Here is a 22,984-nt window from a genome sequence, read left to right as displayed (position 1 = left end):
CTGACAAGCCGCAGTGCTAAGATGTGGCCCTTGTCACCCTCGCACACCGGCCTGCAACGCATGGACTACCAACTCGACACCCTGGAACACGACAATCTGGGCAGCACGGTCTACCAGCTGCTGTGCAATGACTTGCTGCAAGGCCGGCTGCAACCCGGTGCGCGCCTGAAAATACGCGAGCTGGCAGAACAGCTGGGCACCAGCGTCACCCCGGTGCGCGATGCCATCCTGCGGCTGGTACAGGAACAGGCATTGGCCATGCAGTCGCCACGCGATATCCGCGTGCCGCACATGACGGTGGAGCGCTATCTGGAAATCCGCGCCATCCGCATCCGGCTGGAGGGCCTGGCGGCCGAAACCGCCGCAAACAAGGCAGAGCCTGCCGCTATCGCCCGGCTGGAGGACATCGTACAGCGCAATGCCGTGGCCATGGCCGCGCAGGACATCGCCCTGGGCTGCGCGCTGAACCAGCAGTTTCACTTTGCCCTGGTCGACATCGCCGGCCTGCCCTTCCTGCATGGCATCCTCTACCGTATCTGGCTGCAGATGGGCCCGCTGATCGCCGCCGTCTACCAGCAGGGTGGCAGCGCCATGCTGGACTACCACTACCCGGTGCTGCAGGCCATGCGCCAGCGCGATGGCGCGGCGGCGGCGCTGGCCATTGGCGACGACATCCTCAGCGGCGGCCAGGCCATCCTGCTGCATCTGCAGGCCCGCCAGCGCGCCGGCTGACGGATTTCCGCACGGCGGGCGCAGCCCTATCGGCGGCCCACCGTACCGCCATTAAAAAACACCAGCCATTTCAACAACTTGAAGCAATCAAGCCAGGCACGATGTTTGCACTATCCAGCAGCCTACCCTCTTGCCCAAAGCTGCTGCCATGACCTTCAAACTGCTCTCTACCCTGCTTGCTGCCTCGCTGCTGGCCGGCGGCTTTCACAGCGGCGCCCTGGCCGCGCCATCCAGCCTGTCGCTGCCGGCCATCCTGCTGCTGATGACGCTGCTGAATGCCGTGGTCTATCTGCTGGTGCGCCTGCTCTTTCTCAAGCTGAGCCCGCGCGGCAAATAGCCGGCAGCGGCCCAGACGTGACAAGGCCCGGCAATGCCGGGCCTTGTCACACACCACGCTGATTGCAGCGCACATCGTCAAGCCGGGCGCTGGCTGCCTTGGCGTGCTGCGGCCAACCTGGCCAGAGCCAGCTCAGGCCATCAGGTAGATCAGCGCCGCCTCGCCAAACACCCCGATCACCGTCCCCACCAGCACCGAGTGCGAGGCATGCAGGGCGTAAGTCTGGTTGCGCACGGCAAACATCGAGGCGGCAATGGCGGTGGGCACCGCCCCGATAATCAAGGCCTGCCTGGCAAACTCGGCATCCACGCCAAACAGGAAGATGCCCAGCAGCATCAAGGCCGGTTGCAGGAAGTTTTTCATCGCCACATTGCCCAGCACATGGCCGTTGAACGCCGGCTTTTCACCGCAGAACATCAGGCCCAGCGCCAGCAAGGACACCCCGCCGGCCGCCTTGGCCAGCATGTCAACACCTTCCTGCAGCGCAGCAGGCAGATGCAGATGATTGAAGCTGAGGATCACCCCCAGAATCGGCAGCCAGACAATCTGGTTGGACAGGGTCTTGACCAGGCTTTGCCTGAGCATGCTCACCACGCCGTCATCCGCACCGGCATCCGCCATTTCACCACAGCGGCACAGCACGATGGTCAGCGGCAGGATGACAAAGCTGGTGATCAGATTGCCGATCAGCACCCCGATAAAGCCTTGCGGCCCGCATACCTGCTGCAGGATGGGCGCGCCAAAATAGGCCATGTCGGGAAAGGTACAGACCAGCGCCTGGATGGCACTGCTTTTCAGATCACTGCGGTAGTAATAGCGCCCGGCCAGCAAGGCGATGACATAGCTGCCGACAAAGCCGAAGCCCAGGCACAGGATGAAGGGCAGATTCTGGATGCGCTCCGGCGGCGTTTTCAGCGCGCCGACAAACAGCGCACAAGGCAGGGCATAGCGCATCACCAGCGTGGCCAGCACGCTGACATCCGCCTGGCGAAAATAAGCGCGCTGGCCGCCAAACCAGCCCAGCATCATCAATAGCACCACTGGCAGCAGTGCTGTACTCATGGTTCCCCACATGGTCTTGCTCCTTGATTTCTGTAGTGTGTCTCCCACCCACCTCAGAGCAAGCCCCGTGCCACGCCACAGTCATTGCAAGCCATTGATTAAACAGGGTAATGACGGCAGCAATACGGTGAAAGTACGGCCCGCCGCGAATCCGCTGTTTAAAAAGTACGGAAATCCGCACTTTGCCTGTCCGCCAGCACAACGGCACAAATCACTGGCCGGCGTAAGGTTTTCCGTAAACCACCGCCCTGCCGGCGCGCGGTTTTCCGTCCATGGCAAGTACCCCGGCCATGGCGCAATGGCAAATACTCCTTCCATTTCAATCACTTGCGCAAAACCATCCCGGTGGCACGCTCCTTGCAGTAGCACGGTTAACGGCCCGGCCAGTGGCAGCCCCCAGCCGCCGCTGGCCGCAACCCAAGCTTGAGGACAATCCCATGAGTGAAACCATCCGCATCAGCATTGACGGCAAGGTGATGGCCGCGCAGCCAGGCGACTCCATCCTGCAAACCCGGCTGCACGGCCCCGACGCCGTTACCGCCAATATCGGCTGCATGGGCCAGGGCGTGTGCGGCTCCTGCCGCTGCCTGGTCCGCAAGGCCGGCGAGCGCGACACCGTCAGCCGGCTGGCCTGTGAAACCGTGGTGGAAGACGGCATGCAGGTCAGCTTTATCGACTACTACCAGCCCGACCACGTCCACCACTACCGCCCGCATGATCTGCGCGACGGCTGGCAGACACTGCCACAACTGCAGCAGACCTTTCCCGAAACCGCCCACTGCCGCCATTGCGGCGGTTGCGACCGCGCCTGTCCGCGTGGCATCCCGGTGCAGCAAGGCATTGCCCTGGCCAGCCGTGGCGAGCTGCCCGCCGCTGCCGCGCTGTTCGACCCCTGCATCATGTGCAATCTGTGCACCCTGGCCTGCCCGGAAAACATCCGTCCCAACCATGTCGGCCTCTACCTGCGCCGCGCCCAGGCCATCCAGAACCTGCGCCCCGGCGAGCTGTTGCGCCGGCTGGACCAGCAAGCCCGCGGCCAGCTGGCCATCGACACCACGGCCTATCTGGCGAGGAGCAGCTCATGAACGCCGCCATTGAATATCAGCAGGCCAGCCAGAACCGCGCCAGCCATGCCACCCCGCCACGGCGGGCAGACGATCTGTCAGTCGCAGCCCTGCTGGCGCAATACCACCCCGACCACGCTGCCGATGCCAGCACCCTGCTGCACATCGGCCCCAGCCGTGGCCAGCCCTGCCACCCGCGCCTGGCGCAACTGCTGCAAAGCAATGCCCTGATTGACGGCTTTGATCTGGCCGGCGCCGAACAACGCAGCACCGATGTGCTGGTACTGGGCGGTGGCGGGGCCGGGGCTGCCGCCGCGCTCACCGCCGCCCGCAGCGGGGCCGCTGTCATGCTGGCCAGCAAGCTGCGGCTGGGCGACAGCAATACCGTGATGGCCGAAGGCGGCATCCAGGCCGCACTGGCCGCCAGCGACAGCCCGCAACAGCACTTCGACGACGCCATGCGCGGCGGCCACCACGCGGCTGACCCACAATTGCTGGCGCAGCTGGCCAGCGATGCGCCCGGCGTCATCCGCTGGCTGATCGAACTGGGCATGCATTTTGATTTGGCAGACCCGCTCAGCGACGGCGGCAAGCTGCGCTACAAGCAGGCCGGGGGCTGCAGCCAGCCACGCATCCTGTGCTACCGCGATTACACCGGACTGGAAATGATGCGCGTGCTGCGCGAAACGGTGGAACTGGAGCCCGGCATCCAGCTGCTGAACCGCTGCCCGGTGGTGGAACTGCTGTCACACCAGGACGGCAGCTGTGCCGGTGCCGTGCTCTACGACCTGGAATACCAGCGCTTTATCGTGGTGTCGGCCCGGCAAACCATCCTGGCTACCGGCGGCTGCGGCCAGCTGCATCTGCAAGGTTTTCCTACTTCCAATCACTACGGTGCCACCGCCGACGGGCTGGTGCTGGCCTACCGCCTGGGCGCGCAACTGCGTGACATGGATGCCTTCCAGTACCACCCCACCGGGGTGGCCTGGCCGCCGCGCCTGCGCGGTGGGCTGATCTCCGAAGCCGCCCGCTCGGCCGGTGCCCTGCTGCTGAACGGCCTGGGCGAGCGCTTTGTCGACGAGCTGGCCCCGCGTGATGTGGTCACCGCCGCCATGCTGCGCGAATGTGCCGCCGGCCGCGGCATCGAGCGCGACGGCCAGCTGGGCCTGTTTCTCGACCTGCGCCCGCTATGCGGCCCCGGCCTGCCAACACTGGCCAGCCAGCTGCCGGCACTGCAACACCTGGCCGACAAATGCGGTATCGACCCGACACGCGACCCCCTGCTGGTCTACCCCACCCTGCACTACCAGAACGGCGGCGTGGTGATCGACAGCCAGGGCCAGAGCAGCGTGCCCGGCCTGCTGTGCGCCGGGGAAATCACCGGCGGCATTCATGGCCGCAACCGGCTGATGGGCAACGCCCTGCTCGACATCCTCGCCTTTGGCCGCCGCGCCGGGCGCCAGGCGGCACGGCAGGCCCAGGCTGCCCGCAACAAATCATCGCTGCCGCACCTGCGCGGCGGTATCGAACACGTTTATCGCTGGCAACGCCAGCTGGCCCTGGCCGGGCTGGACGCCAGCCAGCCAGCCCCGCTGCTGTATCCGGGCCAGGCCAGGCTGACACTGCACCGCCCCGCCAGCGCACGCGCCTAAGAGAACACAATCATGGAAAAACTCAATCAGGTATTGCTCAACCCGGCCGTACAGGTCGGCCCCGATCTGGCCGCCTGGCTGCACGCGGGCGGCGGCCTTGGCCTGCAAGCGGCCCTTGGCGCCCCCAGCGCCATCATCCGCTGCATTGCCGATGCCGACCTGCGCGGCATGGGCGGCGCCGGCTTCCCCGCCTGGCGCAAATGGGAAGCCACCGCCAATGCGGTGGGCGACTGCAAATACGTGGTATGCAATGGCAATGAAGACGAACCCGGCACCTTCAAGGACCGCACCCTGCTCAGCGCATCGCCGCACCAGGTAGTGGAAGGCGCACTGATCGCCGCGCTGGCCGTGCGCGCCCGCTGCCTCATCTTCTACCTCAACCCGCACCAGGACAGCAGCCTGCACACCATGCAGCAGGCGGTCAGCCAGTGGCAGGACAGTCCATGGCTGGACAAGCTCAGCCACGCCCTGGGCCACCCGCTGGACATCAAGGTGGTGGCCAGCTCCGGCCGCTATATCGGCGGGGAAGAAACCGCCGTGGTCGCCTCGCTGGAAGCCGGCTTCCCCTTCCCGCGCAAAAAGCCGCCCTTCCCGGCCGAGCAAGGCATCAATAACCAGCCCACCTTGATCAACAATGTGGAAACCCTGGCCAATGTCAGCCACATCCTGCGCCACGGTGCCGGCTGGTACCGCGCCCTGGGCGTGGGCAAGGCCTGCGGCACCAAGCTGTACTCGCTATCCGGCGACGTACTGCGCCCCGGCCTGTACGAGCTGCCCATGGGCTCCAGCCTGCAAGAGCTGGTGTTCCACTACGGTGGCGGCATGTTGCAGGGCAAGGCTTTCAAGGCGGTGTTCACCGGCGGCCCCTCCAACACCCTGCTCACCGCGCGCGACCTGGACGTGGCGCTGGATTTCGACTCGGTATGGCTGCGCCACTCGCGCCTGGGCACCGGCGCCATGATCGTCATCTCCGAAGGCAGCAGCATCATCCGCAAGGTGGCCGAATACATCGACTTCTTCGCCAAAGGCTCCTGCGGCCAGTGCCCCTCCTGCAAATGCGGCACCTTCCAGCTGGCCCGCCTGCTGGACCGGGTGGATGGCGGCCGCCACAGCCCGGCCGATCTGGATGCGCTGCAACACCTGTGCCAGATCCTGCCCGGCAGCGGCCGCTGCGGCCTGATCGACGGTGCCGTCACCGTGGTGAAAAGCTCGCTGCACACCTTCCCCGAGGAATACGGCCTGCTCGTCCAGCAAACCGCCTGATACCGCCAACACGCCCGGCGGCGTACACCGGCCGCCGGCTGCGCCCCATGACCGATGGAGTCAACCATGCCACACCCGACCATTGCCGGCAGCACCCCGGCACTACGTTTTCTGCTGGAGCACAAGGTGGATTTCAGCTGCCACGCCTACCACTACGAAGAACACGGCGGCACCGCCACCCCGGCCCGCGAACTGAAGGTGGACGAACACGCCGTCATCAAGACCCTGCTGTTTGAAGACCAGGACGGCCTGCCGCTGGTGGTGCTGATGCACGGCGACTGCAAGGTATCGGCCAAGGAACTGGCCCGCCAGCTGCCCTGCAAGAAAGTGCAGCCGTGCAAGCCCGATGTGGCCAACCGCCACTCCGGCTACCTGGTGGGCGGCACCAGCCCCTTCGCCACCCGCACCCCCATGCCGGTATATATGGAAGCCAGCATCCTGCAACTGCCACAGGTATACATCAACGGCGGCCGCCGCGGCCTGCAGGTGGCGATGTCGCCGGTAGACATCGGCCGCCTGCTGCAGGCGCGCTGCGTGGAAGTGGCGCTGGCGAAGTGAGGACCGGCCAACAACAGGGCAGCCTCCTCCACCCGGGGGGGCTGCTCACCGCAGCCGTGCCACGCCCCCGCAAGCACGCAGTCGCCACCCACCTTACCTTGCGGCAGCGCTGCCACGCATCACGCATACGCCAGCGCAATGATTTCCGGACTAGCCATGCTCCATGCCCCGCCTTGCCAATCACCAAACCATTGCAGCGGGCCAAAGCCCGCCCGTTGCAAATGTTCGGCAATAGCCGCTTGCGGCATGAAACGCAGCACACTGTGACTCATCAAGCGCCAGCCTGAACGCTGGAAATGGAAATGGGTGTCAAAGCGCAGCAGCTCCCCCTGCATGGACTGGGTGTCATGGTAAATCGCCACTGACTCGCCATCCGGCTTGGACAGTACCCTGTGCGAATGTGCCGGCACCCAGCGTTGCCATGGCTGGGTAGCCGGATTCCGGCTTTCGAACATCATGCGGCCGCCAGGGCGCAGGTGGGCATGCGCAGCGCGCAATGTTTCCTGCACCGCCGCATCGGTCAGCAGGCATTGAAAGGCATGCCCTGTCATGACGATCACGTCAAAAAGCAGCTCAGCCGGTAGCCGGCTTGCATCGCCGTGCAGCCACCGTACCTGATGCTGTCGATCACGTCGGCCGGCATGATCGAGCATGGCCTCGGCAGGATCAATGCCAACAACAGCATGCCCCTGTTGCGCCAGGCGCATGGCAAACACACCGGTTCCACAGCCGACATCGGCAATGCAAAGGGCTTTGCGGCCAATCAGCTGTTCATAAAACCGGTAATCATCCACCCCGGTATTCTGCAGATCATACAGTTCGATCAGTCGCGGATCGGTGTATTGGGCATTCTCAGCATTGCTCATCGAGCTGGCTTCGCTTTAGTGAGGTGAAACAACAGGCGGTTTTCGCCACCCGCCCTGCCCCCGCAGCCGGCGGGCATGGTCGCGGCAAAACGTCGCGTGGGATACGCCACGCCGCCACGACATGACTTTTGCATGAAAAGTAGCATAAGCTGCTGCCTATTGCATGTTCCCACCCATTGGAGCCGCCATGGATGATATTTCAGCTGCCGATCTCAAAACCATTCTGCACTCCAAGCGGGCACATCTCTATTACCTGGAACACTGCCGCGTCCTGGTCAACGGTGACCGGGTCGAATATGTGACCGAGCAAGGCAAACAATCGCTGTACTGGAATATTCCCATTGCCAACACCACCACCCTGCTGCTGGGCACCGGCACCTCCATCACCCAGGCCGCCATGCGTGAACTGGCCAAGGCGGGGGTGATGGTGGGCTTCTGCGGTGGTGGCGGTACGCCGCTGTTTACTGCGGGGGAGCGCGAACTGGATATCGCCTGGCAATCGCCGCAGTCCGAATACCGGCCAACCGAGTACTTGCAGTACTGGGTGGGCTTCTGGTTTGACGAATCCAAACGGCTGGCTGCGGCCAAACAGCTGCAACAGGCCAGGCTGGAACGCATCCACCAGCAATGGACGGGCAAGCGCCAGCTGCGCGAAGCCGGCTTTGTCATAGACGAAACCCGCCTGAGCGCTGCACTGCAAGCCTCGGCACAGGCCATCACCCAGGCGGTGGACCACACTGCGTTGCTGACAGAAGAAGCCCGCCTGTCCAAACTGCTGTTTCGCCTGGCCGCACAAGCCGCCTGCTATGGCGACTTTACCCGTGCCAAACGCGGCAGCGGCAGCGACCCGGCCAACCGTTTTCTGGACCATGGCAATTATCTGGCCTATGGCCTGGGAGCCAGCGCCACCTGGGTGCTGGGCCTGCCGCATGGCCTGGCCATCCTGCATGGCAAAACCCGTCGTGGCGGCCTGGTGTTTGATGCCGCCGACCTGGTCAAGGACGCCATCATCCTGCCGCAGGCTTTTGTCAGCGCCATGCGTGGTGACGATGAACAAACCTTCCGCCAGTGCTGCATCGAGCAGCTACTGCGCAGCGAGGCGCTGGATTTCATGATTGATCAACTGAAAACCATTGCCGAAACACAAGGCCGCGCCAGCGCATGAATATCCTGCTGATTTCCCAATGTGACAAACGCGCGCTGACTGAAACCCGCCGCATCCTGGACCAGTTTGCCGAACGCAAAGGCGACCGCAGCTGGCAAACCCCCATCACCCAGGCCGGGCTGGACACCCTGCACCGCCTGCTACGCAAAACGGCGCGCAAGAATACCGCCGTAGCCTGCCATTGGCTGCGGGGCCGCGACCACGCCGAATTGCTGTGGATTGTGGGCGATGCCCGCCGTTTCAATGCCCAAGGCACTACCCCGACCAATACCACCGTGCATGATGTACTGCGCAGCCAGGACGAAAATGATTGGCATAGTGGCGAGGACATCCGGCTGCTGGCCGGGCTGGCGGCCTTGTTTCACGACCTGGGCAAAGCCTGCCAGGCTTTTCAACAGCGGCTGCGCAGTGACAAGCCACAGCCCGCCAATCTCTACCGGCATGAATGGGTGTCCTTGCGCCTGCTACAGGGTTTTGTCGGCAGCGATGACGACGCCGGCTGGCTGGCACGGCTGCAAGACCCCACCCGGATGACAACATCAGTCTGGATAGACTGCTTGCACCAAGCCGGTTTGCGCGATGGCCTGGACCCAGGCGCGGCAGACAAAAAGCCATTTCAAGCGGGAGCATTGCCACCGCTGGCGGCAGCCATTGCCTGGCTGGTAGTCAGCCACCATCGCCTGCCGCTCACCAACACCGTGCCCATTACCGCCAGTCAGCTAAGCACCGGCCTGCAAGCGCTCGACCACCAGTGGAATCAGCCTTGCGACCCGGTTACCCAGGCCGAAGCCAAGCCGTATTGGCACTTCCCCCATGGCCTGCCCTGTGACGACAGCACATGGTGTGCACGGGTGGCCAAACTGGCCGGACAACTCGCCGCCAGGGCAAGCGGCACCGTCTGGCTGGACGAGGTATACCCGCTGCATCTGGCACGCCTCAGCCTGATGCTGGCCGACCACCACTTCTCCAGCCAAACCGTCAAGCAAAGCTGGCAGAGCGCACAGGAAAAACGCATCGCCTTTGCCAACACCCTGCGCCGCGACCCTTCCTTACCCGCCGGAACCAGCCGCCGTTTCAACCAGACCCTGCCGGAACACCTGACTGGCGTTGCCCGCCACGCCTTGCATGCCGCGGCGGCCTTGCCCGACCTGGCCCGTGCCCTGCCCACACTGGGGCGCTGCCGGGCCTTGCAAAAGCGCAGCACCGATGCACGCTTTGCCTGGCAAAACAAGGCCCATGACCTGGCCAGTAGCCTGCGCGAGCGCGCGGCCAGCCAAGGGGCATTCATCGTTAACCTAGCCTCCACCGGCTGCGGCAAAACCCTGGGCAATGCCCGCATCATGCACGCCCTCGCCGCGCCAGGCAGCGGCATGCGCTGTGCCTTTGCACTGGGTTTGCGCACCCTCACCCTGCAAACCGGCCAGGCCTTCCGCGAACGGCTGCAACTGGGCAGCGATCAGCTGGCCATTCGCGTTGGCGGCAGCGCCAGCCGTGAATTATTTGAACAGCAAGCCCGGCAGGCCGAAGCCAGTGGCTCGGCCTCGGCCCAGGCGCTGCTGGACGAAGAAAGCCCGGTGCTGTTTGAAGGCCAGCCCGATCACCCTCTGCTACAGCAGCTTAGCCACGACCCGCAATTCAACGCCCTGCTGGCCGCTCCGGTCTTGGTGTGCACCATCGACCACCTCACCCCGGCCACCGAAGCCACCCGTGGCGGGCGACAAATCGCTCCCATGCTGCGGCTGATGAGCTCCGACCTGGTGCTGGACGAACCGGATGATTTCTCGGTGGAAGACTTGCCAGCCCTTACCCGGCTGGTTTACTGGGCCGGCCTGCTGGGCAGCCGGGTGCTGCTGTCCTCCGCCACCCTGCCCCCGGCGCTGGTGCAATGCCTGTTTGCTGCCTACCGGGCAGGACGCCGCCAGTTTCAGCGTCATCGTGGCCTGCCCGGCCAACCGCTGAATATTTGCTGCCTGTGGGTGGATGAGCAAAGCTGCCACGCCACAGACTGCCCGGACAGCGCCAGTTTTGGGGCCAGCCATCAGCAATTTGCCGCCAACCGTGTCAGCTGGCTGGCAGGCCAGGCCGTACGGCGCAACGCGGAACTGCTTGCCCTCAGCGGCATACCGCACCAACACCAAGACATGGCAGACCCGCTGGCCAGCCTGCTGCGGCAACACGCGCTGCAATTACACCGCCACAACCACGATGCTGACCCGCTTACCGGCAAGCGGGTCAGCATCGGCCTGATCCGCCTGGCGCACCTGGACGACATCATCCCGCTGGCGCAGGCCCTGTACCGGCAAGACGCCCCGGCTGGTGTACAGCTGCATCTTTGCGTCTACCACGCGCAATACCCGCTGCTGCTGCGCTCCGCCATTGAACGCCAGCTGGACGCCGCCCTCACCCGGCACGATCCACAAGCACTGTTCCAGCTGCCGGACATCCGCCGCCGACTGGATGGCAGCCCGGCGGCCGATCATGTATTCATCGTGCTGTCCTCGCCGGTCAGCGAAGTGGGCCGCGACCACTGCTATAACTGGGCGATTGCCGAACCCTCCTCCATGCGCTCGCTTATCCAGCTGGCGGGCCGGGTGCGCCGCCACTGGCCACAGCCGTGGAGCGTATGCAATCTGTTGCTATTGCAATACAACCTGGCCGCCTGGCAGGGCAAGAAACCAGCCTATTGCCGCCCCGGTTTTGAAAACAAAGACTTCCCCCTGGATGAAAAAGACCTGTGCCTTTTGCTGCGCGCCGACGAGTACCAGCACCTGGACTCCCGCCCACGCCTGCTGGCCCGCCCGGAGGCAGAACTGCGCCCACGCGGCAGCCTGATCGACCTGGAACACCACCGCCTGGAGGTAGAACTCAATCGCAGCCACATTGAAGGGTTCAGCCGCAAACAACCCACGATACCCAATCTATGCGCCGCCACCTGCTGGCAATGGCCACACGCCATGCTGCACGCCGTCCTGCAACGCACACAGCCCTTCCGCCTGAGCCATGGCGAGGAATGGGAGCTGGCATTGCTGCCGGATGAAGACAGCGCCAGCGGCCTCAGCCTGTTGCGGCTGGAACAAGGCCAGCAGCGCGGCCAGATCGACTGGCTGAAAAGCAATCACCTGCTACACCATCTTGCCGATAGCACCCTGCTGGGCGGCACCGGCGTCCGCCCCTGGGGCAGCAGCGACTATCTGACCGAGCTGGAACAGCTGGCCAATGCGCTGGACATGTCGCAGGAAGACTGCGCGCGCCGCTACGGCAGGCTGCGTTTGCGCGTGCATAAAGAGGGCAGTCAGCAGTGGCTGTTTCATCCGGCACTGGGGTTTGGCCGTTTGCGCTCAGCAGATTCGCGTAGCTAGCAAGTAGGCAGGCGTTTTAATCCACATCAAATCTGATCCTGATACAGATTGATCGCGCTTGAGAACATGTCATTCGAATGATATTTTCACCTGCCAATGCCAAAGTCATTGGCAGCAACACTGGCTTATCCGTCATAACCAACAGGTGGAGGATATGGAGCAAGCAACCCCGCGCAGTCTGGCCTTGCAACAATTGATTGCTGCATTTATCGGCAGCCGCCTTAACGACAAACAGCAGCAGACTGCTGAAAGCAACACGGCAGCACACTCCACCCTCACGCAAGAAGACGTCAGTGCGTGGTTAGCCAAGGCTGTTGCAAACTTGAGGTCGCAAAAGAAAAATCCACTGCGGCTAGCAACTCACCCTGCCAAGGCGACTCACTCAGCAACCGAGGGAAGTAGCATTTTTTCTTTGCCAAGTAGCTTGCCACGCCGCTTGGAAATTGGGAGTCATGATTCACCTGATGATCAGGTAGATGCTGTAGGCAATGCCGCCGTACTTGGCATATATAAATTCCTGCTACTCGATTTTGGTGGCGAAAGCCTGCTGTCACTTCTGAATAAAGCCGATCAAGATTTGTTGTCGGCTTTTGGCGTGGACAGTACGCTGGCAGAAGATTGGCGCACAGAGTTTTGCAAAGTGCTTCCCCAAACAGTAACGCATCATGCTGGGTCGCTAAGCAAACAAATCTACTGGCCGGTATCGCCAGACAACTACCCTGCCGACGCCACTGACGACAGCCATTACCATCTGCTGTCCATCCTCAACTCCAGTGCGCTCAGCCATTGGCTGTATGGCCGCATTCAGGAACACCGCTTTGGCGATGCGGCCAAGGCGGCGCGGCAGGCGAAGCGCGACGGCAGCCACCATCCGCACGGCTACCACGACTACCCGCAACTGGCGGAAGAGAAAAAAGGCGGCACCAAGCCACAGAACATCTCGCAGCTCAATAGCGAACGCCGTGGCAGCAACTACCTGCTGGCCAGCCTGCCGCCACAGTGGGACAGCAGTGAAACCCAGCCGCTTTACCATCTGGACAACGCCTTCCGCCGCTTTGGCCAGCGCAAGGCCGTGCGCAGCCTGCTACGCGAGTTCGGCCAGTTCCTGGGCAAGCTCAAGCCGGAACACAACACCATTCATATCCGGCAGCGGCGGGAAAACTACCTGGCCGGGCTGTTTGGCGAACTGCTGCAATTTGGCGCCGCCTACAGCAACGCCCTGCCCCCCGGCTGGACTGACCACCCCGACTGCCAGCTGCCCCTGGCCCAGCAATGCTGGCTGGACCCCTACCGCGCCGGGCAGGACGCCGATTTCAATCTGCAATTCCAGTGGCAAGACTGGCCACAACAACTGGCCGAAGACTTTGCCCACTGGCTGAACAGCCGCCTGGAAGGCAAAAACCTGCATCTGGCCGAAACCGAATTCGACTTCTGGCGCCGCCAGCTGGCCCAGGACGCTGGCTGGCAAGGCCAGCTGGACCACCTGCAACAAGGAGCACCGGCATGACGCAAACCCGCCTGCCCCGCATCAACGCCCTGCTGCACCTGCCCCATCTGCGCGTGCAAAACGCCAACGCCATCAGCGGGCCGCACAGCTGGGGCCACCCCGGCCCCACCGCCTTTACCGGCCTGATGACCGCACTACGGCGCAAACTGGGGCCGGAACTGGAGCTGGACATGATTGGCGTGGGCATCATCAACCACCACTATCAGGCGCAAACCAATGGCGACTACACCCAACGTTTCAACCTTAGCCGCAATCCGCTGAACAAGGACGGCAGCACCGCCGCCATTGTGGAAGAAGGCCGCATTCACCTGGAGCTGTCCCTGGTCATTGGCCTGGCACTAGGAGAAACCCTTGCCAGCGCCAGCCAGCCCACGCTGGACCAACTGGCCAACACCATCCAGCAGTGCCTGCACAGCTTGCGTGTGGCCGGCGGCAGCATCCTGCCCGGCCATGGCCGCTGGCAGCCCAGGCTGACCCACCTGCCAGAAAATACCGAAGATCAACAGCACCAGTTTCGTCAACTGCGCCGCTGGCTGATGCCCGGCTATGCACTGGTGGCCCGCGACGACCTGCTGCCGCCCCAACCGCCATCCGGCGAGGCCGCCGACAGCAGCCGACTGGACGCCTGGCTGGACCAATGCCGCCTGAATCATTATCCAGTCGCCGATGAACAAGGCCAGGTGAGCTGGCAGCATTCCCGCCAGCAAGGCCACGGCTGGATTGTGCCGCTACCGGTGGGCTACGGAGCCCTGTCGCCACTGTACCCTGCCGGCAGCGTGGCCCATTGCCGTGACGAAACCACCCCGGTGCGCTTTGTTGAAAGCCTGTATGGATTGGGCGAATGGCTCAGCCCGCACCGCCTCACCGACTACCGACAACTGCTGTGGTACCCCAGCCACGACGCCAGCAGCGGCGTATACCGCTGCCACAACGATTACCCCGCCACCCGTCCTACCGCACCCGCCATTTTGGGAGAACTCGCATGAGCAAACTGGAAAACGCCTCCGTCCTCGCTTTCGAACGCAAACTGGACCCGTCCGATGCCCTGTTTTATGCCGGCCAATGGGAAGAACGCACAGCAAGCCAGCGCTGGCCCCATGTGGAAGTACGGGAAAAATCGGTGCGCGGCACCATCTCCAACCGCCTGAAAACCAAGGATCAGGACCCACTCAAGCTGGATGCCATGATCGAGAACCCCAATCTGCAAACCGTGGACGTGGCCACCCTGCCCCACGACGCCGACACCCTGAAAGTCAGCTTCACCCTGCGCGTGCTGGCCGGCGTGGGCGAACCATCGGCCTGCAACAAGGCGGACTACCGCAGCAAGCTGCTGCAAACCATAGACGGCTACCGCCAGGAACACGGCTTTGGCGAACTGGCACGCCGCTATGCCACCAACCTGGCCAATGGCCGCTTTTTGTGGCGCAACCGCGTGGGCGCCGAGCAAGTGGAAGTGCACATTGCCCAATGGCAAGACGGCAAGGCCGTGCGCCACTGGCAATTTGACGCCCTTGCCCTCAGCCTGCGCAGCCTGGAAAGCAATGAAGAAATCGACAAGCTGGGCGCCTTGATCGCCGAAGGGCTGGCCGGCAGCCAGCACGTACTGCTGCACATCGACGCCTATGTGCGCAGCGGCAACGGCCAGGAAGTGTTCCCCAGCCAGGAACTGATTCTGGACCGTGGCCGTGGCGACAAAAGCAAAACCCTCTACCTGGTGCAACAAGGTGATGCCCGCATCGCCGCCATCCACTCGCAGAAAATCGGCAACGCCCTGCGCACCATCGACACCTGGTATCCGGAAGCTGCCGACAACGGGCCCATCGCCATCGAACCCTACGGCTCCGTCACCACCCAGGGCAAAGCCTACCGCCAGCCCAAGCAAAAGCAGGACTTTTACACCCTGCTGGACAACTGGGTGCTGAAAGACAGCAAACCGGACACCGAACAACAGCACTTTGTCATCGCCACCCTGATTCGTGGCGGCGTATTTGGCGAGGCCGGCTGATGGACCACTACCTGGATATCCGTCTGCTGCCGGATGCCGACTTCACCGCCCCGGTATTGCTCAATGCCCTGTACGCCAAGCTGCACCGCGTACTGAGCGCCCAGCAACGCTGCGACATCGGTGTCAGCTTTCCCGGTTACAGCACCGGCAGCCAGCAAGACGACAAGCACACGCCACCCGGCCTGGGACAAACCCTGCGGCTGCACGGCAGCGCCGCCGCACTCGATAGCCTGATGGCCAGCCACTGGGCAAGCGGCTTTGCCGACTACGCGCTCATCGGCAATATCCGCCCGGTGCCCGCCACCACCCAGGCCATTCGCGTACAACGGCGGCAAGCCAAAAGCAACCCCGCCCGCGAACGCGCCCGGCTGATGCGACGCAGGAATATGGATGCTGCCGAAGCATACCGGCGCATCCCGGACAGCAAAGCACGTCGCCTGTCGCTGCCCTTCCTCACCCTGGACAGCAGCAGCACCGGCCAGCGCTTCTTGCTGTTTATCGACCAGCATGCGGCAGCCCAGCCCGCCAGCGGCACCTTCAACAGCTACGGGCTAAGCAGCAGCGCCACCCTGCCCAGCTGGTAAAGGTAAAGGGTAGCGGCAAACGGTTTGCCGCTACCCTTTTTTTCGCCAGCCAGACCGCTCCTTAAAAATCAAACAGTTAGCACAACACCTCAACCAAGGGTTTGCGCGGCTAAAATGGCCAACAGCCTGACCAGCCAAGCAAACCCGCCAGAGGATGTCTAGTTCACTGCCGGATAGGCAGCTCAGAAAATTCTTCCCAGCCCGGCCCGTCGCCTTCTTCGGTTCACTGCCGGATAGGCAGCTCAGAAAATCGGAAGCCGATCTGAAGGCTGGCCAGCGTAGTTCACTGCCGGATAGGCAGCTCAGAAATGACCATGTGGTCGTGCTAGACGACGGCTTGCGTTCACTGCCGGATAGGCAGCTCAGAAAACGATGACAGCAGGCTTTCCGTGCTTCCGGGTGTTCACTGCCGGATAGGCAGCTCAGAAAACTCCCATCACGCCGAGCTTTCTTCTGAAATCGTTCACTGCCGGATAGGCAGCTCAGAAAGCTAATGCAAAAGGCCCTGAGTTTCCCCAGGGGTTCACTGCCGGATAGGCAGCTCAGAAAGTATCGATGAAATGAAGAAAGCGGAGAGCCAGGTTCACTGCCGGATAGGCAGCTCAGAAAATGATCTGCTCCAGGCAAAAAGAAACCCGCACGTTCACTGCCGGATAGGCAGCTCAGAAATCGATGCAAAAAATGCCGCATCAAGCGACATGGTTCACTGCCGGATAGGCAGCTCAGAAAAAGCCGATCAAGAGCGCCTTGCAGTTCAGTTTGTTCACTGCCGGATAGGCAGCTCAGAAAACAGCCCGGCACGCGGCAAGGAACGGCCGCAGGAGATCTGCGCGTAAGTTCACTGCCGGATAGGCAGCTCAGAAATGATCCAGTTCGCCATCTATTCCGGCCTGCGGGTTCACTGCCGGATAGGCAGCTCAGAAAAGAAAGCCCAAAGCAAATACAACGAATACGGCGTTCACTGCCGGATAGGCAGCTCAGAAAAGCGTTGTCTTGCACATGCGGCGGCAAAGGGGGTTCACTGCCGGATAGGCAGCTCAGAAAAAAGGGACGGCGCTGGCCCGGCTCTCCATAGCGTTCACTGCCGGATAGGCAGCTCAGAAAATCCGGGCAAGGATTGGTGACAGCATCACCAAGTTCACTGCCGGATAGGCAGCTCAGAAATCGACCGTCCACCCACAGGGTCAGATTTTTTAGTTCACTGCCGGATAGGCAGCTCAGAAATCAGAGTCATATGCAGCACGGTCTAGCTTATGGTTCACTGCCGGATAGGCAGCTCAGAAACTGTCCGGCGTCCTGCTGCCGGAACTGACCGGGTTCACTGCCGGATAGGCAGCTCAGAAATGGACGGTGCTGACGATTACTGGGATTGAGAGGTTCACTGCCGGATAGGCAGCTCAGAAAAACAAGATCGACTTCGATGGCCTGGCGCTGGCGTTCACTGCCGGATAGGCAGCTCAGAAAATGATCCGCACCACACGCGCGGTGTCGTAAATCGTTCACTGCCGGATAGGCAGCTCAGAAAAGCATCAGCCGCAAAGACTACGTGAGCCAGTAGTTCACTGCCGGATAGGCAGCTCAGAAATGAGCACGGGCAGCAGGATCGATGTCCTCTTCGTTCACTGCCGGATAGGCAGCTCAGAAATACGGGTTCGCCGTCCCGGCGAGGTTTGGTAAGTTCACTGCCGGATAGGCAGCTCAGAAAAGCAGCGCGTTGCATTCGTTGAAGTCCTGCGCGTTCACTGCCGGATAGGCAGCTCAGAAAACATGTGCGAATGGCTGATATATGGGATATCCGTTCACTGCCGGATAGGCAGCTCAGAAAAGGTAGCGCACGTCGTAGTGATAAATCTGCGTGTTCACTGCCGGATAGGCAGCTCAGAAAACGATGAGGAGGATCGATGGCGTGGCGCGTCGGTTCACTGCCGGATAGGCAGCTCAGAAAATCTATGGCGCAGCCCAGCTTGCCCAGGCCGGCGTTCACTGCCGGATAGGCAGCTCAGAAATTGTCGACGCCCGTGACCGGCATCAGGTCGCCGTTCACTGCCGGATAGGCAGCTCAGAAATTCGGTGTGGCCGGAGATGGCGCAAGGCAGCTGTTCACTGCCGGATAGGCAGCTCAGAAAAGCAGCCTCCGCCGCCAGCTCCAACATTTCACGTTCACTGCCGGATAGGCAGCTCAGAAAAAAATTGCTGAGTGTTACCAGCTGGACCCGGAGTTCACTGCCGGATAGGCAGCTCAGAAAAGCTCGGCAGATCCCCCAGCGGCCAGCCAAATGTTCACTGCCGGATAGGCAGCTCAGAAATTCAAACAAGCGCGCCAGCATCATATAAGCCAGTTCACTGCCGGATAGGCAGCTCAGAAAATTGAGCAGGTCAATCTTTTTAAAAGTGCAGCGTTCACTGCCGGATAGGCAGCTCAGAAATCCCCGTGGGGCGTAGCCCCTTCCGTGTCGGCGTTCACTGCCGGATAGGCAGCTCAGAAAAGATGCAAGCGCAGATGGCATGCACTGGCCGTGTTCACTGCCGGATAGGCAGCTCAGAAACCGGCTGGGAGTGGGGAGGCGGTGGCTTTAACGTTCACTGCCGGATAGGCAGCTCAGAAATCGACCGTCCACCCACAGGGTCAGATTTTTTAGTTCACTGCCGGATAGGCAGCTCAGAAAATGTCGTTTGGCTTGGCGTCGATGGTCATCTTGTTCACTGCCGGATAGGCAGCTCAGAAAAAGTAGGCTTGCAGCCGGTGAATCTTCTTTCGGTTCACTGCCGGATAGGCAGCTCAGAAAGTGTCACCCTGCACTGTACCGATAACCGCCATGTTCACTGCCGGATAGGCAGCTCAGAAATTGGTGGCCGTAGCCGCCCTGGACAGCTCGGCGTTCACTGCCGGATAGGCAGCTCAGAAAGCCCTCGATGGCCACCGCCCCGGCCGCCACCAGTTCACTGCCGGATAGGCAGCTCAGAAATAGCCTCATCCTGGCCTTGACCTGGGCAGCATGTTCACTGCCGGATAGGCAGCTCAGAAAAGGCCGGACAGAAATATGGGATTGACCCCAGTGTTCACTGCCGGATAGGCAGCTTAGAAATCAGTAGTGAGGAAGTCATAAAGCCGCTTTTCGTTCACTGCCGGATAGGCAGCTCAGAAATACATCTTGGCGAAAGGGCGGCCGCCGCTACCGTTCACTGCCGGATAGGCAGCTCAGAAATGCAGTCGCGGCCGGGCAAGGTCTCAGATAGTCGTTCACTGCCGGATAGGCAGCTCAGAAATGAAGTCGATGCCTTTTCCTCGTTCACCGTGGGTTCACTGCCGGATAGGCAGCTCAGAAATGTCTTGCCACCTGATGCATGAGTTCAGAATTGTTCACTGCCGGATAGGCCGCTCAGAAACAAGGGTCAACCGGCCACGGCGTGACGGTATGGTTCACTGCCGGATAGGCAGCTCAGAAAGAGTGGTTTAAGGCACTTGCCTTGAAAACAAGGTTCACTGCCGGATAGGCAGCTCAGAAAATGGTGACCCTAGGAGCTTTCAGGATGTACTTGTTCACTGCCGGACAGGCAGCTCGTAGCATTTGATTTTCAAAGATAAATTCATGTACCCCGCCGCCATCGCGGATGGTGATGGCGCGCGACGCCCCCTCCCCTTCGAGCAGTTTCCGCCCGCTTCTTCCATCGCTAGAGTGTGCCGCTGGTGCTCAACACACCCTCAACAGCGGCTGCCGCATCCGATAGTCTTGCGGCATTTCTACTTCCATCGGTTTTGTCATTGTCCGTTTTTATGGACAATGCGCAGCTTATGGTCGGGTAGCGCGCAGCCATACAATACCCGGGCATCCGGGAAAAACTGCGGGCCGTTACTGTTGGCGGTGTTGAAGTGCCTGACCACCCTCTCAACAGGGGTGACTTTCAACGACTCAACAGAAGGCCATTTCCATGACCAAGCAAACCCCTTCGCATTCCCAACACCCCCCTCCCCTTTGTTTCCACTACCACGGCAAGCCCCTGCATGTGCAGCGCCATGACGGGCAATGGTGGCTGTACGCCGCCGATGTGCAGGCTGCCGTCGGCCGCCGCCTGGGGCAGCGCTTGCAGCATGTGCTCGCCGTCGATAGCACCACCAAGCTCACAGCGGATAAGGATGCACTGCCGGAATGCTGGCCCGCACAGGCTTTGCTGCGGGCCTTGCGCCGCAGTGGCAAGCCACAGGCGCGGCAGCTGCGTGACTGGCTTTCCCTCGGTGTGCTGCCGGCACTGGCACAGCTGCCGCCGACCGCGCCACGCTGGGAGCAAGCCTTGGCGCTGGCGGCGGAGGCCGGCGTGCAGGTGAGTCATGCCGTATTGCAGGCGCTGCTGCAGCAGGAGATGCGCTGGCAGCATTCTCACTGGTTGCTGACGCTGGATTACACGCCAGACAATCGGCTACGTCATGCTCATGGCCGTTTGCAAGGGCTGAACAGCACGGTGACGCCGGTGCAGGCGCTGGCACAGCAGATTGCCGCGCCGCAGGGATTGTCACTGGATAACGGGGAGTTGTTGCGGCTGGCGGCGGCATGTCATCAGCAGCTACGCGGCCGTTTGCAGCGGCAGGCACGGCGGGTGGCACAGCCCGCGTGATGTTCGGGCAGCAGTAAACAACCGGCAGCGCGATACGCCAGGCTGCCGGTTTGCTTGTGCCGCCTACTTTTCTTCCAGATCGTATTTGCGGATCTTGTCGAATAGCGTGGTCTTGGCGATTTTCAGCACTTCGGCGGTTTTGGAGACATTGCCGCCCTGCTTGCGCAGTTCTTCGGCAATCATGCCTTTTTCAAACGATTCCACCGCCGCGTGCAGGGTAGGCTGGCTGTCGGCGGCGGCGCTGCCCGGCACCATTTTCAAGTCCAGCACAAAGCGGTCGGCCTGCTTGTGCAGTTCGCGTTCTTACCGTTCCAGCCGGCGCGCTCCATCGCTCGCTGTCGGATAGGCAGCTCAGAAGGTCAAGGTCTGCACCGATGCTGGGGTCTGCCCTGCGGCCCATACGCTCAATTCAGCTTGCCTGTCCGCTTATGGCTGGCATGGAGTGCATGGCACACACCGATCAGGATATTTGCAATGATGCCGGGCAGAGCGCTACCCTAGTCTCAATATATTTATTACTTGGCGTGTTTTATGCCATTGATATAAATTAAATTTGCATGACAGGTTTACCCTGTACATGCAAAGCCATATTCTCCTGATACCCCGTCTTGCCGTTGGCACCGGCATCAATTGGGCTATGCTTTTTTTGCGCAAATGCTATAACCATGAAAAAACATCTCCGCATTCAGCATCCACCGCCTTGCAAACATTCAAATCGAATCAAAGCAATCATGCAGCGACCCAAATCTTTTAATTTCATATTTTTAATAAATTTATGAGTGCATTCACTTACAATCAATCGGTGCAGGAAGCTGCCACCAGCAAAGCCCTCAAGCAATGTGTAGAGTCCTTGCAACAGACCTTGTTCCTGACACCACTGGGCTGGGGGCTGGTGGTATGGCTGTGCCATGAGCACATCCCGTTGCGTAATATAAGCGTATGGGTATTGATCTTTTTTGCCGAATGGCTTGTTGCGCACGGGGTAATTCTATATATCAAGTCAGCCAGCTTGAGTAACAAGAAAATAACCCTGCTATTGAATTTAATCTGTGCCACAGACGGGCTGGCATGGGGCGCCATCGTTCCCTTTCTGTTTCTTTATAACCAGCTGATCGATTCCTGGCTGGTGGTTGTACTGTGCGGGGTGGCTGCCATCAATGCCCCGGTATACGTAACCTGCATGTCTGCATTCCGTTTTTTCGCAGCCGGGCTTTGGCTGCTTGCGGTTCCACCGGCACTAGGCTGGGGAGCAGAGGTTTTTGCCGCATCGGAATTTTCAATTGGTTTTACAATATATCTGTTTATCTTGCACTACAATATAAACATATTATCCAACAAGATCATTCTTGGTATAAAACTACAACTGGAAAATGATAATTTTGCCAAAGACCTGGCAGAATCGCTTAAACAGGTCGAAACTCTGGCTAATAATGATGCCTTGACCAATCTGGCAAATCGCAGATCGCTTAATGCAATGCTGGCCCATCTCCAGCAAAAGAAAGACCATGAGCAGGAAAGCTCCTGCCTGATCATGTTTGATATTGATTTCTTCAAGAAAATCAATGACGTTTATGGCCACGCCATAGGTGACAAGGTGCTGTTTTGCTTTGGCCAGCGCGTGCAATCCAGGCTACGGTCATCCGATGTGCTATCGCGCTATGGTGGCGAAGAATTCATTGCCATTCTGCCCGGTGCCGATTTGAAAACAGCGCTGGAAATTGCCGAACGGATCAGAATGGATATCGAGCACCACGAACTGTTGGCAGACCCACCCATTTCCATCACGGTTTCCCTTGGCGTATCGGTATTTGAGCAGAACGAGTCAATCGATGATTTGATCAACAAGGTGGATGCCTGTCTTTACCGGGCAAAAAATAATGGCAGAAATCAGGTATGGTTCAATATCAATGGCACAGAGCATCAGCACCAGCCATCCCTGCAAGTCTGACTATTGATTTGACGCTGACCACGCCTCCCTGCCCTCCCTGCCATGCCACGGCATGGCCTGACTTGTGCTCCCGCACCATAGACAAAGCCGGCGACCGGCTACTGTTCTGCCCGGTCACCAGCTTTGTCGGTTAAAACAGCGTGCCGCCTACTTTTCTTCCAGATCGTATTTGCGGATCTTGTCGAATAGCGTGGTCTTGGCGATTTTCAGCACTTCGGCGGTTTTGGAGACATTGCCGCCCTGCTTGCGCAGTTCTTCGGCAATCATGCCA

At 60.9% G+C, this 22,984-nt stretch carries 18 protein-coding genes and 1 CRISPR repeat array; of the genes, 14 read left to right on the top strand and 4 right to left on the bottom strand.

Annotated features, from left to right (window positions below):
- Positions 1-21 precede the first annotated feature (21 nt).
- Together DFR38_RS00115 and DFR38_RS00110 are read left to right on the top strand one after the other, a co-directional pair.
- Positions 22-732 carry a GntR family transcriptional regulator gene (locus DFR38_RS00115; protein WP_244909876.1) on the top strand — a complete coding sequence of 237 codons (711 nt, stop codon included), beginning with the start codon at positions 22-24 and terminating at the stop codon, positions 730-732.
- A gap of 148 nt (positions 733-880) precedes the next feature.
- Positions 881-1,069 carry a hypothetical protein gene (locus DFR38_RS00110; protein ID WP_059287508.1) on the top strand — a complete coding sequence of 63 codons (189 nt, stop codon included), beginning with the start codon at positions 881-883 and terminating at the stop codon, positions 1,067-1,069.
- Between the two features lie 132 nt (positions 1,070-1,201).
- Here DFR38_RS00110 and DFR38_RS00105 read toward each other — a convergent pair whose 3' ends face one another.
- Positions 1,202-2,131 carry an AEC family transporter gene (locus DFR38_RS00105; protein WP_204377584.1) on the bottom strand — a complete coding sequence of 310 codons (930 nt, stop codon included), beginning with the start codon at positions 2,129-2,131 and terminating at the stop codon, positions 1,202-1,204.
- Between the two features lie 437 nt (positions 2,132-2,568).
- Here DFR38_RS00105 and DFR38_RS00100 point away from each other — a divergent pair, with 437 nt between their 5' ends.
- The 4 genes from DFR38_RS00100 (at position 2,569) to DFR38_RS00085 (ending at position 6,668) form a co-directional block, all read left to right on the top strand.
- The gene (locus DFR38_RS00100; RefSeq protein WP_110312813.1) at positions 2,569-3,216 is read left to right on the top strand and encodes a ferredoxin; all 648 of its coding nucleotides are present in this window, start codon (positions 2,569-2,571) and stop codon (positions 3,214-3,216) included.
- On the top strand, positions 3,213-4,847 hold the full coding sequence (locus tag DFR38_RS00095; RefSeq protein WP_110312812.1) for an FAD-binding protein: 1,635 nt from the start codon (positions 3,213-3,215) through the stop codon (positions 4,845-4,847). The genes DFR38_RS00100 and DFR38_RS00095 overlap by 4 nt, the downstream gene beginning before the upstream one ends.
- A 12-nt stretch (positions 4,848-4,859) precedes the next feature.
- Positions 4,860-6,110 (top strand): complex I 51 kDa subunit family protein, encoded by a 1,251-nt coding sequence (locus DFR38_RS00090; RefSeq protein ID WP_110312811.1) that lies wholly within the window; start codon positions 4,860-4,862, stop codon positions 6,108-6,110.
- Positions 6,111-6,176: 66 nt separating this feature from the next.
- Positions 6,177-6,668, top strand: a complete 492-nt coding sequence (locus DFR38_RS00085; RefSeq protein ID WP_059286864.1) for an aminoacyl-tRNA deacylase — start codon at positions 6,177-6,179, stop codon at positions 6,666-6,668.
- Between the two features lie 119 nt (positions 6,669-6,787).
- Here DFR38_RS00085 and DFR38_RS00080 read toward each other — a convergent pair whose 3' ends face one another.
- On the bottom strand, positions 6,788-7,534 hold the full coding sequence (locus tag DFR38_RS00080; protein WP_110312810.1) for a class I SAM-dependent methyltransferase: 747 nt from the start codon (positions 7,532-7,534) through the stop codon (positions 6,788-6,790).
- Positions 7,535-7,721: 187 nt separating this feature from the next.
- On the opposite strand from DFR38_RS00080, the gene cas1f reads away from it, so the two are divergent.
- From cas1f to DFR38_RS00045, 7 genes are all read left to right on the top strand, one after another.
- The gene (gene cas1f / locus DFR38_RS00075; protein ID WP_059286866.1) at positions 7,722-8,699 is read left to right on the top strand and encodes a type I-F CRISPR-associated endonuclease Cas1f; all 978 of its coding nucleotides are present in this window, start codon (positions 7,722-7,724) and stop codon (positions 8,697-8,699) included.
- Complete coding sequence (cas3f, locus tag DFR38_RS00070; protein ID WP_059286867.1) at positions 8,696-12,058, top strand: type I-F CRISPR-associated helicase Cas3f; 3,363 nt, start codon at positions 8,696-8,698, stop codon at positions 12,056-12,058. The genes cas1f and cas3f overlap by 4 nt, the downstream gene beginning before the upstream one ends.
- Positions 12,059-12,212: 154 nt before the next feature.
- Positions 12,213-13,565 carry a type I-F CRISPR-associated protein Csy1 gene (gene csy1 / locus DFR38_RS00065; protein WP_082693582.1) on the top strand — a complete coding sequence of 451 codons (1,353 nt, stop codon included), beginning with the start codon at positions 12,213-12,215 and terminating at the stop codon, positions 13,563-13,565.
- The gene (csy2, locus tag DFR38_RS00060) at positions 13,562-14,551 is read left to right on the top strand and encodes a type I-F CRISPR-associated protein Csy2 (RefSeq protein WP_059286869.1); all 990 of its coding nucleotides are present in this window, start codon (positions 13,562-13,564) and stop codon (positions 14,549-14,551) included. Before csy1 ends, csy2 begins: the two co-directional genes overlap by 4 nt.
- Positions 14,548-15,570, top strand: a complete 1,023-nt coding sequence (gene csy3, locus DFR38_RS00055) for a type I-F CRISPR-associated protein Csy3 (protein ID WP_110312809.1) — start codon at positions 14,548-14,550, stop codon at positions 15,568-15,570. Before csy2 ends, csy3 begins: the two co-directional genes overlap by 4 nt.
- The gene (gene cas6f, locus DFR38_RS00050; RefSeq protein WP_059286870.1) at positions 15,570-16,154 is read left to right on the top strand and encodes a type I-F CRISPR-associated endoribonuclease Cas6/Csy4; all 585 of its coding nucleotides are present in this window, start codon (positions 15,570-15,572) and stop codon (positions 16,152-16,154) included. The genes csy3 and cas6f overlap by 1 nt, the downstream gene beginning before the upstream one ends.
- Before the next feature lie 161 nt (positions 16,155-16,315).
- Positions 16,316-19,721: a CRISPR direct-repeat array (repeat unit 28 nt; unit sequence GTTCACTGCCGGATAGGCAGCTCAGAAA).
- Between the two features lie 363 nt (positions 19,722-20,084).
- Positions 20,085-20,765, top strand: a complete 681-nt coding sequence (locus DFR38_RS00045; protein WP_146215875.1) for a BRO-N domain-containing protein — start codon at positions 20,085-20,087, stop codon at positions 20,763-20,765.
- 63 nt (positions 20,766-20,828) lie between these two features.
- Here the strand turns inward: DFR38_RS00045 and DFR38_RS00040 are convergent, their stop codons facing one another.
- Positions 20,829-21,035 carry a helix-turn-helix domain-containing protein gene (locus DFR38_RS00040; RefSeq protein WP_059286806.1) on the bottom strand — a complete coding sequence of 69 codons (207 nt, stop codon included), beginning with the start codon at positions 21,033-21,035 and terminating at the stop codon, positions 20,829-20,831.
- A gap of 505 nt (positions 21,036-21,540) precedes the next feature.
- Here DFR38_RS00040 and DFR38_RS00035 point away from each other — a divergent pair.
- A complete protein-coding gene (locus DFR38_RS00035) occupies positions 21,541-22,713 on the top strand; it encodes a GGDEF domain-containing protein (protein ID WP_059286807.1) in 1,173 nt (390 codons plus the stop codon).
- 147 nt (positions 22,714-22,860) lie between these two features.
- Here the strand turns inward: DFR38_RS00035 and DFR38_RS21810 are convergent, their stop codons facing one another.
- Positions 22,861-22,980 carry a helix-turn-helix domain-containing protein gene (locus tag DFR38_RS21810; RefSeq protein WP_425320041.1) on the bottom strand — a complete coding sequence of 40 codons (120 nt, stop codon included), beginning with the start codon at positions 22,978-22,980 and terminating at the stop codon, positions 22,861-22,863.
- Positions 22,981-22,984: the final 4 nt, after the last annotated feature.

This window comes from Aquitalea magnusonii (genome assembly GCF_003202035.1).
In the GTDB taxonomy this organism is placed as follows: Bacteria; Pseudomonadota; Gammaproteobacteria; order Burkholderiales; family Chromobacteriaceae; genus Aquitalea; species Aquitalea magnusonii.
This window is presented reverse-complemented; position numbering and strand designations above follow the sequence as displayed.

What these genes read in the sequence shown, in the direction of transcription:
- DFR38_RS00115 (WP_244909876.1), top strand. Translation starts at nt 22, where the DNA reads ATGTGGCCCTTGTCACCCTCGCACACCGGCCTGCAACGCATGGACTAC.
- DFR38_RS00110 (WP_059287508.1), top strand. Translation starts at nt 881, where the DNA reads ATGACCTTCAAACTGCTCTCTACCCTGCTTGCTGCCTCGCTGCTGGCC.
- DFR38_RS00105 (WP_204377584.1), bottom strand. Translation starts at nt 2,131, where the DNA reads ATGAGTACAGCACTGCTGCCAGTGGTGCTATTGATGATGCTGGGCTGG.
- DFR38_RS00100 (WP_110312813.1), top strand. Translation starts at nt 2,569, where the DNA reads ATGAGTGAAACCATCCGCATCAGCATTGACGGCAAGGTGATGGCCGCG.
- DFR38_RS00095 (WP_110312812.1), top strand. Translation starts at nt 3,213, where the DNA reads ATGAACGCCGCCATTGAATATCAGCAGGCCAGCCAGAACCGCGCCAGC.
- DFR38_RS00090 (WP_110312811.1), top strand. Translation starts at nt 4,860, where the DNA reads ATGGAAAAACTCAATCAGGTATTGCTCAACCCGGCCGTACAGGTCGGC.
- DFR38_RS00085 (WP_059286864.1), top strand. Translation starts at nt 6,177, where the DNA reads ATGCCACACCCGACCATTGCCGGCAGCACCCCGGCACTACGTTTTCTG.
- DFR38_RS00080 (WP_110312810.1), bottom strand. Translation starts at nt 7,534, where the DNA reads ATGAGCAATGCTGAGAATGCCCAATACACCGATCCGCGACTGATCGAA.
- cas1f (WP_059286866.1), top strand. Translation starts at nt 7,722, where the DNA reads ATGGATGATATTTCAGCTGCCGATCTCAAAACCATTCTGCACTCCAAG.
- cas3f (WP_059286867.1), top strand. Translation starts at nt 8,696, where the DNA reads ATGAATATCCTGCTGATTTCCCAATGTGACAAACGCGCGCTGACTGAA.
- csy1 (WP_082693582.1), top strand. Translation starts at nt 12,213, where the DNA reads ATGGAGCAAGCAACCCCGCGCAGTCTGGCCTTGCAACAATTGATTGCT.
- csy2 (WP_059286869.1), top strand. Translation starts at nt 13,562, where the DNA reads ATGACGCAAACCCGCCTGCCCCGCATCAACGCCCTGCTGCACCTGCCC.
- csy3 (WP_110312809.1), top strand. Translation starts at nt 14,548, where the DNA reads ATGAGCAAACTGGAAAACGCCTCCGTCCTCGCTTTCGAACGCAAACTG.
- cas6f (WP_059286870.1), top strand. Translation starts at nt 15,570, where the DNA reads ATGGACCACTACCTGGATATCCGTCTGCTGCCGGATGCCGACTTCACC.
- DFR38_RS00045 (WP_146215875.1), top strand. Translation starts at nt 20,085, where the DNA reads ATGACCAAGCAAACCCCTTCGCATTCCCAACACCCCCCTCCCCTTTGT.
- DFR38_RS00035 (WP_059286807.1), top strand. Translation starts at nt 21,541, where the DNA reads ATGAGTGCATTCACTTACAATCAATCGGTGCAGGAAGCTGCCACCAGC.
- DFR38_RS21810 (WP_425320041.1), bottom strand. Translation starts at nt 22,980, where the DNA reads ATGATTGCCGAAGAACTGCGCAAGCAGGGCGGCAATGTCTCCAAAACC.